14 protein-coding genes are annotated in these 13,953 nt (G+C 71.3%); 8 read left to right on the forward strand and 6 right to left on the reverse strand.

Annotated features, from left to right (window positions below; translation table 11 throughout):
* Window positions 1-10: 10 nt before the first annotated feature.
* The 7 genes from HUX53_RS34260 (at window position 11) to HUX53_RS34290 (ending at window position 6,283) form a co-directional block, all read left to right on the forward strand.
* The gene (locus HUX53_RS34260; RefSeq protein ID WP_176407427.1) at window positions 11-181 is read left to right on the forward strand and encodes a hypothetical protein; all 171 of its coding nucleotides are present in this window, start codon (window positions 11-13) and stop codon (window positions 179-181) included.
* Between the two features lie 105 nt (window positions 182-286).
* Window positions 287-481 (forward strand): hypothetical protein, encoded by a 195-nt coding sequence (locus HUX53_RS34265; RefSeq protein ID WP_176407428.1) that lies wholly within the window; start codon window positions 287-289, stop codon window positions 479-481.
* A gap of 64 nt (window positions 482-545) precedes the next feature.
* Complete coding sequence (locus tag HUX53_RS34270) at window positions 546-1,121, forward strand: hemerythrin domain-containing protein (protein WP_176407429.1); 576 nt, start codon at window positions 546-548, stop codon at window positions 1,119-1,121.
* Between the two features lie 132 nt (window positions 1,122-1,253).
* Window positions 1,254-2,384 carry a multiple monosaccharide ABC transporter substrate-binding protein gene (gene chvE, locus HUX53_RS34275; protein WP_309237562.1) on the forward strand — a complete coding sequence of 377 codons (1,131 nt, stop codon included), beginning with the start codon at window positions 1,254-1,256 and terminating at the stop codon, window positions 2,382-2,384.
* Window positions 2,385-2,454: 70 nt separating this feature from the next.
* Window positions 2,455-3,993, forward strand: coding sequence for a multiple monosaccharide ABC transporter ATP-binding protein (gene mmsA / locus HUX53_RS34280; RefSeq protein ID WP_176407430.1), 1,539 nt, complete (start codon window positions 2,455-2,457; stop codon window positions 3,991-3,993).
* A complete protein-coding gene (gene mmsB, locus HUX53_RS34285) occupies window positions 3,990-5,231 on the forward strand; it encodes a multiple monosaccharide ABC transporter permease (RefSeq protein WP_176407431.1) in 1,242 nt (413 codons plus the stop codon). The genes mmsA and mmsB overlap by 4 nt, the downstream gene beginning before the upstream one ends.
* Window positions 5,232-5,275: 44 nt before the next feature.
* On the forward strand, window positions 5,276-6,283 hold the full coding sequence (locus HUX53_RS34290; protein WP_176407432.1) for a LacI family DNA-binding transcriptional regulator: 1,008 nt from the start codon (window positions 5,276-5,278) through the stop codon (window positions 6,281-6,283).
* On the opposite strand, the gene araB is transcribed toward HUX53_RS34290, so the two are convergent.
* From araB to HUX53_RS34320, 6 genes are all read right to left on the reverse strand, one after another.
* Window positions 6,280-7,908, reverse strand: coding sequence for a ribulokinase (araB, locus tag HUX53_RS34295; protein WP_176407433.1), 1,629 nt, complete (start codon window positions 7,906-7,908; stop codon window positions 6,280-6,282). The two genes, HUX53_RS34290 and araB, sit on opposite strands and share 4 nt — an antisense overlap.
* Window positions 7,909-7,918: 10 nt before the next feature.
* Window positions 7,919-9,415: an L-arabinose isomerase gene (araA, locus tag HUX53_RS34300; protein WP_176407434.1), complete on the reverse strand. Its 1,497-nt coding sequence runs from the start codon at window positions 9,413-9,415 to the stop codon at window positions 7,919-7,921.
* A gap of 3 nt (window positions 9,416-9,418) precedes the next feature.
* Window positions 9,419-10,084, reverse strand: a complete 666-nt coding sequence (locus tag HUX53_RS34305) for an L-ribulose-5-phosphate 4-epimerase (RefSeq protein WP_176407435.1) — start codon at window positions 10,082-10,084, stop codon at window positions 9,419-9,421.
* Window positions 10,085-10,152: 68 nt separating this feature from the next.
* Complete coding sequence (locus HUX53_RS34310; protein WP_309237563.1) at window positions 10,153-11,205, reverse strand: LacI family DNA-binding transcriptional regulator; 1,053 nt, start codon at window positions 11,203-11,205, stop codon at window positions 10,153-10,155.
* A 104-nt stretch (window positions 11,206-11,309) separates the two neighbouring features.
* The gene (locus tag HUX53_RS34315; RefSeq protein WP_176407436.1) at window positions 11,310-12,713 is read right to left on the reverse strand and encodes an MFS transporter; all 1,404 of its coding nucleotides are present in this window, start codon (window positions 12,711-12,713) and stop codon (window positions 11,310-11,312) included.
* Window positions 12,710-12,877: a hypothetical protein gene (locus HUX53_RS34320; protein ID WP_217920245.1), complete on the reverse strand. Its 168-nt coding sequence runs from the start codon at window positions 12,875-12,877 to the stop codon at window positions 12,710-12,712. Before HUX53_RS34320 ends, HUX53_RS34315 begins: the two co-directional genes overlap by 4 nt.
* 106 nt (window positions 12,878-12,983) lie before the next feature.
* On the opposite strand from HUX53_RS34320, the gene HUX53_RS34325 reads away from it, so the two are divergent.
* Window positions 12,984-13,953: RNA-guided endonuclease TnpB family protein (locus HUX53_RS34325; protein ID WP_176407437.1), on the forward strand; the 970-nt coding region annotated here is incomplete at its 3' end.

Below are 13,953 nucleotides of genomic sequence, written 5' to 3' on the forward strand. Positions count from 1 at the left end.
AGGGATCACCGTGGCCCTGTTCCTGTTCATCCTGCTCGTCGCGGTGGCGCTCGGCATCATCGGCGTCGTCGTGAAGGGCCTGTTCTACCTGCTGATCATCGGCATCGTGCTGTTCCTGATCAACCTTGTGCTGAGCGGGATCCGGTTCGGCCACCGGCGCGGCTCCCGCCCCACCCGGTAGGACGGCCGCGGCTTAACGCGGGCGGCGCCGGGTAGCCCGTAGCGCGACGGCCGGACGTACCGGCGAGCCATTCGACAACACGAGCCAGCGACACGGGGGACTTGGATGACCACGCCTGAGGAGAACCAGCCGAAGACCGACGACACCGACCAGGTCATCATGAAGCCCGGCGGCGACCCGGATCGGGACGCGGGCCAGGAGCCCCGCCCGAACCCGGACGACCGCACGGAACTCGGTGCCGAGCTTGAGGACAAGATGGCCGAGAAGGGGCTTTCCCGGGACGATTTCAGCGAGTCCTGACGGACGGGCGTTTGCCCGGTGGTGACGGGGCATCGGGCAGAGCGAACCGTTGATGGGAGGACCCATGGCCGACGTCTTCGAGGTTCTCGGACGTGACCACACCGAGGTCAAGCGGATGCTCGCCGAACTGGAGGCGGGCTCCAGCCGGGCGGTGCCCGACCGGGAGGACCGCCTTCGGCTGCGCAAGAAGATGGTGGAAGAGCTCATCATCGAGGAGTCCAAGCACGAGGCGGTCGAGGAGGAGTACTTCTGGCCGGCCGTCCGGAGGCTCGTCCCCGACGGTGAGCTGCTGGCGGACGAGGCCGTCGGGCAGGAGCAGGCCGCCAAGCACGTCCTGAACGACCTGCTCGGCAAGGACCCGACCGACGGGGGCTTCGAGGAGCTGCTCACGCGGTTCACCGCGGACGGACGCGAGCACATCGAGTTCGAAGAGGTCCAGGTCTGGCCGAAGCTCCGCGTGGTCATCACCGCGGACGAGGCCGAGGAGCTGGGCCGCAAGCTGGAGCAGGGCAAGAAGACGGCCCCCACCCGGCCGCATCCCCACACTCCCCCGAAGCCGGGCGTCCTCAGGTCCGCGGGCCCGGCCGTCGCGGCGGCGGACCGGCTGCGCGACAGGATGACCGGCCGCGGCCAGGAGTGACGCCGGCCGGCACCGAGCACGTCTCTTCCCCCGAGGTCACGTTTCCGGCGCGGCGCACCGCACCCTCTTGACATGGCAGTGTGACCGGTAACAGTGTGTCCGGGGACACCGGCACCACCCCCGAGGTGAGACGTGAAGCGTAGGAAGTTCGTCAGCCTGGCGCTGGGCCTCGGCCTCGCGTTCGGCATGACCGCGTGCGGCTCGACGCAGAAGACCGTCGACAAGGAGAAGGCCGAGAAGAAGCCCGCGGCGGGCGCCCTCGTCGGCGTCACGATGCCGACCCGCTCGTCCGAGCGGTGGATCCACGACGGCGACAACCTCAAGAAGCAGCTGGAGGGGCTCGGCTACAAGGTCGACCTCCAGTACGCCGAGAACGACATCCCGACCCAGGCCAACCAGATCGACAACCAGATCACCAAGGGCGCCCGGCTGCTGATCATCGCGTCCATCGACGGCACCGCGCTGACGACGCAGCTGCAGAAGGCGGCCGACAAGGGCGTCCCGGTCATCTCCTACGACCGGCTGATCCGCAACTCCCCGAACGTCGACTACTACGCGACCTTCGACAACTACAAGGTCGGCGTGCAGCAGGCGACGTCCCTGCTCGTCGGGCTCGGGCTGAAGAAGCCGGACGGCTCGGAGGGCACGGCGAAGGGTCCGTTCAACATCGAGGTGTTCGCCGGCTCGCCCGACGACAACAACGCGACGTTCTTCTACAACGGCGCGATGGACACGCTGAAGCCGTACCTGGACAAGAAGACCCTGGTCGTCAAGAGCGGCCAGACCGACTTCAAGACCATCGCGACCCTGCGCTGGGACCCCGAGCGCGCGCAGAAGCGCATGGAGGACCTGCTCACCCGCTACTACGGCGGCGGGACGAAGATCCAGGGTGTCCTGTCCCCCTACGACGGCCTGTCGATCGGCATCCTGTCGGCGCTGAAGTCCAACGGCTACGGGACGACCGGCCAGCCGTACCCGGTCGTCACCGGCCAGGACGCCGAGGTCGCGTCGGTCAAGTCGATCATCGCGGGCGAGCAGTACTCGACCATCTACAAGGACACGCGGCAGCTCGCCGCCGTCACGGTGAAGATGGCCGACGCGGTGCTCAAGGGCGACAAGCCCGAGGTCAACAACACCAAGGACTACGACAACGGCGAGAAGGTCGTCCCGTCCTACCTGCTCAACCCGGTGATCGTGAACAAGGACAACTACAAGAAGGAACTCATCGACACCGGCTACTACACCGCGGACCAGCTGAAGTAACGCCTCGGGCGGGGCGGCCCGCCGGACACCTCCCCCGGCGGCCGCCCCGCCCGTCCCCGCAAGGAGCACCATGACCGACGCGATACTGCGGATGCGCGGCATCACCAAGACGTTCCCCGCGGTCAAGGCCCTGCAGGACGTGAACCTGGAGGTGCGGCGCGGCGAGATCCACGCGATCTGCGGCGAGAACGGGGCCGGCAAGTCGACGCTGATGAAGGTGCTGTCCGGCGTCTACCCGCACGGCGAGTACACCGGCGACATCGAGTTCGAGGACGAGCCGTGCCGGTTCTCCGGCATCCGCGACAGCGAGCAGCGCGGGATCGTCATCATCCACCAGGAACTGGCGCTCAGCCCGTACCTGTCGATCGCGGAGAACATCTACCTCGGCAACGAGCGGCGCGGGCGGTTCGGGCTCATCGACTGGAACCGGACGAACGCCGACGCGGCGACGCTGCTGGAGCGGGTCGGGCTGAAGGAGAACCCGGTGACGCCCGCGATGGACCTCGGCGTCGGCAAGCAGCAGCTCGTGGAGATCGCGAAGGCGCTGTCGAAGCGGGTGAAGCTGCTCATCCTGGACGAGCCGACCGCCGCGCTGAACGACGCCGACTCCGCGCACCTGCTGCACCTGCTGCGCGGCCTGCGCGACGAGGGCATCACCTGCGTGATCATCTCGCACAAGCTGAACGAGATCCGCGCGATCGCCGACACGACCACGATCCTGCGCGACGGCCGGACGATCGAGACGCTCGACATGGGCGGCGACGTGTCCGAGGACCGCATCATCGCCGGGATGGTCGGCCGCGACCTCGACCACCGGTTCCCCGACCGCGTCCCCGACATCGGCGGCGAGGTGCTGCGGATCGAGGACTGGACCGTCCACTCCCCCACCCAGCACGGCCGGGTCGTCGTGGACCGCGCGGCGCTCACCCTGCGCCGCGGCGAGATCGTCGGGCTCGCGGGCCTGATGGGCGCGGGCCGGACGGAGCTGGCGATGAGCGTGTTCGGCCGCAGCTACGGCACCGGGATCACCGGCCGCGTCTACAAGGACGGCGAGGAGATCACGGTCCGGACGGTCACCGACGCGATCCGGCACGGGCTCGCGTACGCGACCGAGGACCGCAAGACCTACGGGCTGAACCTCATCGAGGACGTCAAGCGCAACATCTCCGCGGCCGGGCTGCGCGGCCTCGCCCGGGGCGGCTGGGTGAACGACAACCGCGAGTACGAGGTCGCCGAGCGGTTCCGCAAGGAGATGAACATCAAGACGCCGAGCGTCCTGTCGCCGACCGGGCAGCTGAGCGGCGGCAACCAGCAGAAGGTCGTCCTGTCGAAGTGGATCTTCACCGACGCGGACGTGCTGATCCTGGACGAGCCGACCCGCGGCATCGACGTCGGCGCCAAGTACGAGATCTACTCGATCATCAACCGGATGGCCGACCAGGGCCGGGCGGTGCTGGTGATCTCGTCCGAGCTGCCGGAGCTGATCGGGATCTGCGACCGGCTGTACGCGATGGCGGAGGGCCGCATCACCGGCGAGGTGAGCCGCGCGGACGCGACGCCGGAGCGCCTCATGCAGTACATGACCCAGACCGAGGAGAGCACAGCATGAGCAGCGTCGCGTCGGCCGACAAGGCCGTGTCACCGCCGCCGGCGGAGAAGCCGGCGCAGGGCCGGGCACTGCCGGTCAACCTGCGGCAGAGCGGCATCTACATCGCGTTCGGGCTGATCGTGGCGCTGTTCGCGGTGCTCACCGGCGGGCAGCTGCTGTCCCCGCAGAACATCTCCAACATCATCGTCCAGAACAGCTACATCCTGATCCTGGCCATCGGGATGATCCTGGTCATCATCGGCGGGCACATCGACCTGTCGGTCGGGTCGGTGGTAGCGGTCACCGGCGCCATCGCGGCCGTGCTGATGGTCGAGCACAACGTCCCGTGGCCGATCGCGGTGCTGCTGACGATCCTCGCGGGCGCCGCGATCGGCGCCTGGCAGGGCTACTGGATCGCCTACTTCGAGATCCCGGCGTTCATCGTGACGCTCGCCGGGATGCTGGTGTTCCGGGCGCTGACCCTGACCGTCCTCGGCAACCAGGGCATCGGCCCGTTCCCGGACGAGGTGCGGACGATCGCGAACGGCTTCCTGTCCGGCTACCTCGGCAACATCGGCCTCGGGCCGCTCGGCGGCGCCGACCTGTTCACGCTGCTCGTCGCGCTGGCCCTGGTCGGCGGCTACGTCGGGTTCGGGTGGCGGAACCGGCAGGGACGCATCCGCTACGGGCAGAAGGTCGAACCGCTCACCATGTTCGTGCTGCGGTACACCCTCGGCGTCGTGGTCGTCATGTTCATGGCCGTGCAGCTCGCCCGGTTCAAGAACATGCCGTGGGTGCTCGTGCTGCTGGGCGTGCTCGTGCTCGGCTCCACGCTGGTGATGAACCGGGCCGTGTTCGGCCGGCACGTCTACGCGCTCGGCGGCAACCCCCTCGCCGCGCGGCTGTCCGGCATCAAGGTGAAGTCGGTGTCGTTCTGGCTGTTCGTCAACATGGGCGTGCTGTCGGCCATCGCCGGGATCGTGTTCGCCGGGCGGCTCAACCAGGCCGGCCCGACCGCCGGGAACATGTTCGAGCTGGACGCGATCGCGGCGGCGTTCATCGGCGGCGCCGCCGTGCAGGGCGGCGTCGGCAAGGTGGTCGGCGCGATCACCGGCGGCCTCATCATGGGCGTGATCAACAACGGCATGTCGCTGCTCGGCGCGCCGAGCGAGCGGGTCATGCTGATCAAGGGGCTGGTCCTGCTGGCGGCGGTCGCGTTCGACATCTGGGCGAAGCGGCGCGCCGGGACGTCCCGCTGACCGGTCGGCCCGGGGACGGCGGACCCGGTATGTTCCGAGGTGACATGACCTCCACACCACCCGCCAGACCCGGGCTCCGCGACGTCGCCCGGCTCGCAGGGGTCTCCCACCAGACCGTGTCGCGGGTGTTCAAGAACCATCCGATGGTCAGCCCGAAGACCCGCGACCGGGTGCTCGCCGCCGCCGCGCAGCTGGACTTCCGGCCGAACGCGGCGGCGCGGGCCCTCGCCACCGGCCGGTCCCGGACGCTCGGCGTGGTCAGCTTCGACACCGCGCTGTTCGGCCCCGCGTCGATCATCGCGGCGATCGAGCGGAACGCCCGCGCCGCCGACTTCTTCACCAGCGTCGCGAGCCTGGAGTCGCCCGGGCACGGCGCGGTCGCGGGGGCGGTCGACCGGTTCCGCGACCAGGGCGTGGACGGCATCATCATGATCCCCGGGCACGTCCCGCCGGACGAGGCGCTGCGGCACCTGCCCGGCGACCTGCCGACCGTGCTGCTCGGGCCGGGGGCGGCCGTCCCGACCGTGTCCGCCGACCACTACCTGGCGCCGCGCGAGGCGACCCGGTACCTCCTGGAACTCGGGCACCGGACCGTCCACCACCTGCCCGGCCCGTGCGACTGGTCGGAGGCCACGGAGCGGACGCGCGGCTGGCGGGACGCGCTCACCGAGGCGGGCGTGGACGTCCCGGACTGCGCGCCCGGCGACTGGAGCGCCCGGTCCGGCTACGAGCGCGGCCGGTTACTCGCCGCCGACGGCGACGTCACGGCCGTATTCGCGGCCAACGACCAGATCGCGCTCGGGCTGCTGTGGGCGATCCACGAGAGCGGCCGCCGGGTGCCGGACGACGTGAGCGTCATCGGGTTCGACGACATCCCGGAGGCGGCGTTCCTCACCCCGCCCCTCACCACCGTCCGCCAGGACTTCACCGCCCTGGGCCGCCACCTGGTCGAGCTGCTCATCACGCAGCTCACCGGGAACGGCGCCAGCCCGGAAGACCCGAAGCTGATCCCCAGCCAGCTGATCATCCGCCGCAGCACCGGCCCTGCTTAGCGGAGGGCGCGGAGGCGGTGCATGATCTCGCCGTCGGCGAAGTGGTCGTGGAGGGTGCGGTAGATCTCGTAGAGGGTGTCGTAGGCGTCGGCGCGGGCCTGGTCGGGGACGTAGGCGTTCGGTACGCGGCGGCCCATCGCGGCGGCGGCCGAGGTGATGTCGGCGTGCGCGCCCGCGGCGACGGCGGCGTGGATCGCCGAGCCGAGCGCCGGGCCCTGGGACGAGCCGATCACCGACAGCGGGCGGCGCAGGACGTCGGCGTACACCTGCATCAGGAACGCGTTCTTCATCAGGCCGCCCGCGACGACGAACTCCTCGACGGGGACGCCGGACGCCTCGAACGTCTCCACGATCATCCGGGCGCCGAACGCGGTCGCCTCGATGAGCGCCCGGTAGACGTCCTCGGGCCTGGTGGCGAGCGTCTGGCCGACGATGAGGCCGGAGAGGTCGTGGTCGACGAGGACCGAGCGGTTGCCGTTGTGCCAGTCGAGCGCGACGAGCCCGTGCCGTCCGACCGGCTGGGCCTCGGCGAGCGCGGTGAGGTGCTCGTGGACGGTCCGCCCCTCGGCCGCGGCGACCTGGTTGTAGTAGGCGGGCACGCAGTTGTCGACGAACCACGCGAAGATGTCGCCGACGCCCGACTGGCCGGCCTCGTAGCCCCACAGGCCCGGCACGATGCCGTCGGCGACGACGCCGCACATGCCGGGGACCTCGGCGAGCAGGTCCGCGGACATGACGTGGCAGGTGGACGTGCCCATGATCGCGACCATCTGGCCGGGACGGACGGCATCGGCGGCCGCGGCGGTGACGTGTGCGTCGACGTTGCCGACCGCGACCGCGATGCCCTCGGGGAGGCCCGTCCACTCGGCGGCCCGCGCGGTCAGCGTCCCGGCGAGGCCGCCGAGGGGCGCCAGGTCATGGCCGAGCTTGGCGGGGAAGTCGGCGAAGTCGGGGTGGAGTTCGGCGAGGAACTCGCGGGACGGGTACCGGCCGTCCTGGTAGATGCCCTTGTAGCCGGCCGTGCAGATGTTGCGGGACTCGGTGCCGGTGAGCCGCCAGATGATCCAGTCGGCGGCCTCGATCCAGCGGTCGGCCTCCGCGTACAGCCCGGGGTCTTCTTCGAGGAGTTGCAGGGCCTTCGCGAACTCCCACTCCGAGGAGATCTTGCCGCCGTAGCGGCGCAGCCACGGCTCGCCGCGCCCGGCGGCCAGCGCGTTGATCCGGTCGGCCTGCGGCTGCGCGGCGTGGTGCTTCCACAGCTTCGGCCAGGCGTGCGGAAGGTCGGGGTGGCGCTCGCAGAGCGGCGTGCCGTCCGCCGTCGTGGGCAGGATCGTGCAGGCGGTGAAGTCCGTCCCGATGCCGATGACCTGCGACGCCGGGACGCCCGCGACCGCCAGCGCCTTGGGGACGGCGAAGCGCAGCACGTCCACCCAGTCCTGCGGCGACTGGAGGGCCCAGTCCGGGCCGAGGCGGACCCCGGACGGCAGCTCCGCGTCGATCACCCCGTGGCCGTACTCGTGCACGCCGTCGCCGAGTTCGGCGCCGTCCCGGACGCGGACGACCACCGCCCGCCCCGACAGCGTGCCGAAGTCGATCCCGACGGCGTACCGCTCGTCCGCGCTCATAGGGCTCCTCTCATAGGCCCTGGGCCAGGCGGTGGTACGCCTGGTTCCAGCGGATCTCCTTGGTGAACTGCCGCAGCGTGGTGCCGGCGTCGATGGTGAGCAGCTCGACCCCGGCCATCTCGGCGAGGTCGTCCAGCTCCTCGGTGCCGAGCGCGGCGGACAGGACGGTGTGGTGCGGCGCCCCCGCCGTCAGCCACGCCTCGGTGGACGTGCGCAGGTCGGGCAGCGGGCGCCACACCGCCCGCGCGACCGGCAGCATCGGCAGCGGCTCCAGCGGCGCGACGACCTCGATCTCGTTCGCGACGATCCGGAACCGGTCCCCCATGTCCGCGAGGCCGGCGACGACCGCGCGGCCGGGCGCGGCGTCGAACACGAGCCGCACCGGGTCCTCGCGCCCGCCGATGCCCAGCGGGTGGATCTCCAGCGACGGGCGCCCGGCCGCGATGGACGGGCAGACCTCCAGCATGTGCGCGCCGAGGATCAGCTCGTTGCCGGGCTCCAGGTGGTAGGTGTAGTCCTCCATGAACGAGGTGCCGCCGGGCAGCCCGGCGGACGCGGCCTTCAGCGTGCGCAGCAGCGTCGCCGTCTTCCAGTCGCCCTCGCCGCCGAACCCGTAGCCGTCCGCCATCAGCCGCTGCACGGCGAGGCCGGGCAGCTGCCGCAGCCCGCCGAGGTCCTCGAAGTTCGTCGTGAACGCCTTGAAGCCGCCGTCGTCGAGGAACGCCCGCAGCCCCAGCTCGATCCGGGCACCGTAGCGGAGCGACTCGTGCCGGTCGCCGCCCGCGCGCAGCTCCGGGACGACGTCGTACAGCTCCTCGTACTCATTGACCAGCTTGGTGATGTCGACGTCGGGGACGGCGTCCACCACGTCCACCAGGTCGTTCACGCCGTAGGTGTTGACGGAGACGCCGAACCGGAGCTGCGCCTCGACCTTGTCGCCCTCGGTGACCGCGACGTCCCGCATGTTGTCGCCGAACCGGGCCAGCTTCAGCGTGCGCAGCTCCTGGTGCCCGGCCGCCGCCCGCGCCCACCCGGCGATGCGGGACCCCACCGACGGGTCGGTGACGTGCCCGGCGACGGTCTTGCGGGCGACGCCGATCCGCGACTGGATGTAGCCGAACTCCCGGTCGCCGTGCGCGGCCTGGTTCAGGTTCATGAAGTCCATGTCGATCGAGTGCCAGGGCAGCTCGACGTTGGCCTGCGTGTGCAGGTGCAGGAGCGGCTTGGTCAGCACGTCCAGGCCGGCGATCCACATCTTCGCCGGGGAGAAGGTGTGCATCCAGGCGATGACGCCGATGCAGGAGTCGTCGGCGCTCGCGTCCAGGCAGGTCCGGCGGATTGCGTCCGCGTCGGTCAGCACCGGCGTCCAGCGCAGCGCGACCGGCAGCGCCTCGCCGAGCCGCGCGGCGATCGCGCCGGACTGCTCGGCGACCTGGCGGAGGGTGTCCTCGCCGTACAGGCCCTGGCTGCCGGTGAGGAACCAGATCTCGCGGTTCGGAAAGCTCATGCTCTAGCCCCTCTGCCCGTAGACGTTCTGGTAGCGGTCGTACAACCGGTCGATGTCGCCCGCGTCCATCGGCAGCGGGTCGCCGAGCTGGCGGGACAGGTGGACGGTGCGGGCGACGTCCTCGCACATCACGGCCGCCTTGACCGCGGCGCGCGCGTCGGCGCCGATCGTGAAGACGCCGTGGTTGCGCATGAGGACGGCCGGGCTGCGGTGCCCGTCGAGCGTCTCGACGATGCCGCGGCCGATGTCGTCGCCGCCGATGAGCGCGAACGGGCCGACCGGGATCTCGCCGCCGAACTCGTCCGCCATCGCCGTCAGCACGCACGGGATCGGCTCGTCGCGCGCCGCCCACGCGGTCGCGTAGGTGGAGTGCGTGTGCACCACTCCCCCGACGTCCGCGCGATGCCGGTACACGTAGGCATGGGTGAACACGTCGCTGGACGGTTTGAGCGACTGCTCGCCGACCGGCTTGCCCTCCAGGTCGCACAGCACCATCGCGTCGGGGGTGAGGTCCGCGTAGGGAACGCCGCTCGGCTTGATCAGGAACGTGTCGCCGCTCACCCGGGCGGACACGTTCCCGGCCGTCCACACGACGAGCCCGCCCTCGACGAGGATCTGGTGCAGGACGGCGAGTTCCGTGCGGAGCGCGGCGGTGTCCTGGGCTGTCATGTCCGCTCCTTTGTTAGCGCTAACATCAACGGCCGGGCAAACGAGCTCGCCGGCTTCGGGCTGGGGGGTCAGGTGCGGCGGCGCACCCCGGTGCTCTCCCGGACGACGAGCTCGGGTTCCACCACGCGGCGGGTGCCGGCCGGCTCGGGAACCGGCCGGGAGGCTCCCTCGATCCGGTCCAGGAGCAGCCGGAACGCGCGCCGCCCCACCTCGCCGAAGTTCTGCCGGACGGTCGTCAGCGGCGGCGGGAAGTAGGCGGCCTCGGGCACGTCGTCGAAGCCGACGACGCTCACCTCGCCGGGCACGTCGCGGCGGGCCTCGCGCAGCGCGCGCAGCAGCCCGAGCGCCATCGCGTCGTTGGCCGCGAACACGGCGGTGACCTCGGGGTCCGCGGCGATCGCCCGGCCGTGCTCGTAGCCGGACCGGGCGCTCCAGTCGCCCGCCGGCGGGTCCGGGACGGCCCGGCCGGCGGCCTCCAGCGCGGCCCGCCGACTGGGTGGACGCGAGCGGCCGCGCGGACGGCTGGCGGGCCCGGCCAGGTGCAGGACGGTCTCGTGCCCCAGGCTGAGCAGATGCCGGACGGCCCGCTCCGCACCGGCGCGGTGGTCGACCGCCACCGCCGGAAACGGCACGTCACCACCGGCGCCGACCGCGACCAGCGGCGTGTCGGACGGCAGCTCCTTCAGCCCGTCGGCGGCCGACTCGTGCGGGGCCACGACCATGATCCCGTCCGCGGACTGGGCGCGCAGCCGCTCCACGCCCTCGCCGATCGAGCGCCGGTTCAGCGAGCTGAGGCTGATGATGCTGACGTTGTATCCGTGCTCGCGGGCGGCCTGCTCGATACTGAACACCGTGGAAGCGGGCCCGTACAGCGTGGTGTCGAAGCTGACCACGCCCAGCACCCCCGACCGCCCGGTCGCGAGCACCCGCGCCGCCGAATTGGGCCGGTAGTCGAGGGCCTGCACCGCCGCCATCACCCGCGCCCGCGTCTGCGGCCGCACCTTCTCCGGGGTGTTCAGCACGCGCGACACGGTCATCGCCGAGACGCCGGCCATCGCGGCCACGTCCTCCATCACCGCCAGCCGCCGGCCGTCGGGCGCCTCCGGTGATTCGGCGGCCACATCGCCTCCCCGATTTTCCTCGCTACGCCCCGAATGTTTGCGCTAACTCGCCCGAATGTCAACAGCCGGACACCCCGCCGGGGCGGGGCGTCCGGCACCGGACGTCAGGCCGTCTCGCGCCGCCGCGCGGCGAGCGCGAGCACGGCGGCGAGCAGCGCGAAGGCGGCACTGACCAGCCAGACGGCCAGGTAGCCGCCCTCCGCCGGGTCGCCGGCGCCCGCCGGCGCGGCGAGCAGCGTCCCGAACATCCCGCCCGCCACCGCGCCGCCGACCGTCTTGACGTTGTTGTACACGGCGGTCGAGATGCCGGTGCGGGACGGATCGGACGCCTCGGCGATCACGGTCGGCATCGCCCCCAGCGCCACCCCCAGGCCGGCGCCCAGCACGGTCAGCTCGACGATCACCATCCACAGCTCGTCGTGCGCGGCGGCGAAGGCCGTGAAGCCGAGCGCCACCAGTAGGAACGAGCCGATCAGGGCGTTGCGGTACCCGACCCTGCGGGCGATGACGGCGGTGGACGCCGACCCGGCGACGCTGAGGAGCATCGCGGGCAGCATGGCCAGCGCGATGGACAGCGACGACAGGCCGAACCCGTAGCCGGCCTCGTCCGGGTCGGTCGCGAAGAAGGTGGAGTTCGGCGACTGGCCGCCGAAGTAGACGACGCCGAATGCGAACGAGGCGAAGTAGTACGGGGCGACGTGCCGTCCGGCCATGGCGCGCAGGTCGACGAGCGGCTCGGCGGTGCGCAGCTCTATCACGGCCCAGACCGCCAGCAGGACCAGGCCCGCGAAGACCGGAAGGAGCGTCCCGCCGGAGAGCCAGCCGTTGTCGCCCGCCGAGGACACCCCCGCCAGGACGGCGACGACGGCGAGGCCGAGGAGGACGACGCCCGGCCAGTCCACCCGCCCGGACGCGCGGCGCACCGACTCGGGGATGGCGACGAACGACACGGCCACGCAGACCAGTGTGAGGACGGCCGGCACGCCCAGCGCGAGCCGGACGTCCCCGAACGCCTTGTCCGCCACGCCCATGCCGAGCCCGCCGAGCAGCCCGCCGAGGGTCAGTGCGCCGACGAGCCGGGCGATGGCGGAGCGGGCGAGGTCCACCGGGAGCCGGTCGCGGACGAGGGAGATCTCCAGCGGCAGCAGCGCGGCGAGCGGGCCCTGCAGGAACCGGCCGACGAGCAGGACGGCGAAGGACGGCGCCACCACGACGAGGATCGAGCCGACCGCCACCGACACGAGTGCGATGCGCAGCATGCGGCGGTGACCGTACAGATCGCCGAGCCGCCCGAACGCGGGCAGCGACACCGCCGCCGACAGCAGCTGGACGGCGATCACCCAGGTCAGCGCGGAGTCGGAGACGCCCCACTCGTCCCCGATGCTGGGCAGGACGGGCGCGATGCCGGCCTGCAGGAACCCGCTGACCAGCTCGAACAGGACGAGCAGCCCGACGACGGCGGTGACGGACGCGGCCGGCGGCGCCTCCTTCCCGGTGGTGGCCGTCATGCGGTCGCCAGGCGGCGGACGGCGAGTTCGGCGAGGAGCGCGGCGGCGTCGGGGAGGACGGCGTCGTCGTAGGCGGCCTGCGGGGAGTGGTTCATGGGCGCGGTCGCCAGGTCGCGGTCGGGCGGGCACGCGCCGAGGCCGATGAACGCACGATCCTTGGCCACGAAGGCACGATGAGCGTACAAGGTGAAGCGCGGCACGCCTGCCGCTCCCGAACACCGACCTTAAACCCACCGTGATGACATGACCACATGATGTTAAGGTACGAGGGTGAAACTCGTGGTGCAGATCAAGCTGCTCCCCGACGCCGCCACCGAGGCGGCGTTGCGGGAGACGCTGAAGCTGTGCAACCAGGCCGCCTGCCACGCCTCCCGCCGTGCGCACGCCACCGGCATCAAGGGCAAGACCGCACTTCAGCGGCTGGTGTACGACGAGCTGAAGGCGATGGGCCTGTCGGCGCAGCCGGCGATCCACTGCGTCCGCAAGGTCGCGGGTGCTTACGCCACGCTGGCCGAGAACCTGAAGGCGGGAAGCTACGGGCCTGTCGGGTCGCGGCGCCGTGCCGCCGTGGAGGGCGCGCCGGTCCGGTTCCGCAAGGACGCCGCCCAGCCATTCGACGACCGCTCCTTGTCCTGGCAGACGGACGCCCGCACCGTGAGCATCTGGACCGTGCACGGCAGACACAAGAACGTAGCCTTCGCCTGTTCGGCCGAGCAGGCGAAGATGCTGGCCGCGCACCGGCAGGGCGAGTCGGACCTGGTGTGGCGAGGCGGCTGCTTCTACCTGTACGCCACCTGCGACCTCCCCCACGCCCCCGAGTACGTTCCGGACGGGTTCACAGGGGTGGACCTGGGCATCGTCAACATCGCCACCACCTGCGACGGCACTGTCCACTCCGGCAAGCGCGTCAACCAGGTCCGGCACCGCAACCGCCGCCTCCGGGGCAAACTCCAGGCCAAGGGCACCAAGTCCGCCAAACGGCTGCTGCGTCACCTGTCGGGCCGTGAGGCGCGGTTCGCGGCCGATACCAACCACCGCATCTCCAAGAGCATCGTGACCGAGGCTCAACGCACCACGCACGGCATCGCCCTGGAAGACCTGGGCGGTATCCGGGCGCGGGTCCGGCTACGCAAGCCCCAGCGGGTCACACTGCACACCTGGAGTTTCGCCCAGCTCGGCGCCTTCATCGCCTACAAGGCCGAACGCGCCGGTGCCCCGGTGGTCTTCGTGGACCCGCGCC

This window comes from Actinomadura sp. BRA 177, assembly GCF_013372625.1.
Taxonomy (GTDB): domain Bacteria; phylum Actinomycetota; class Actinomycetes; order Streptosporangiales; family Streptosporangiaceae; genus Spirillospora.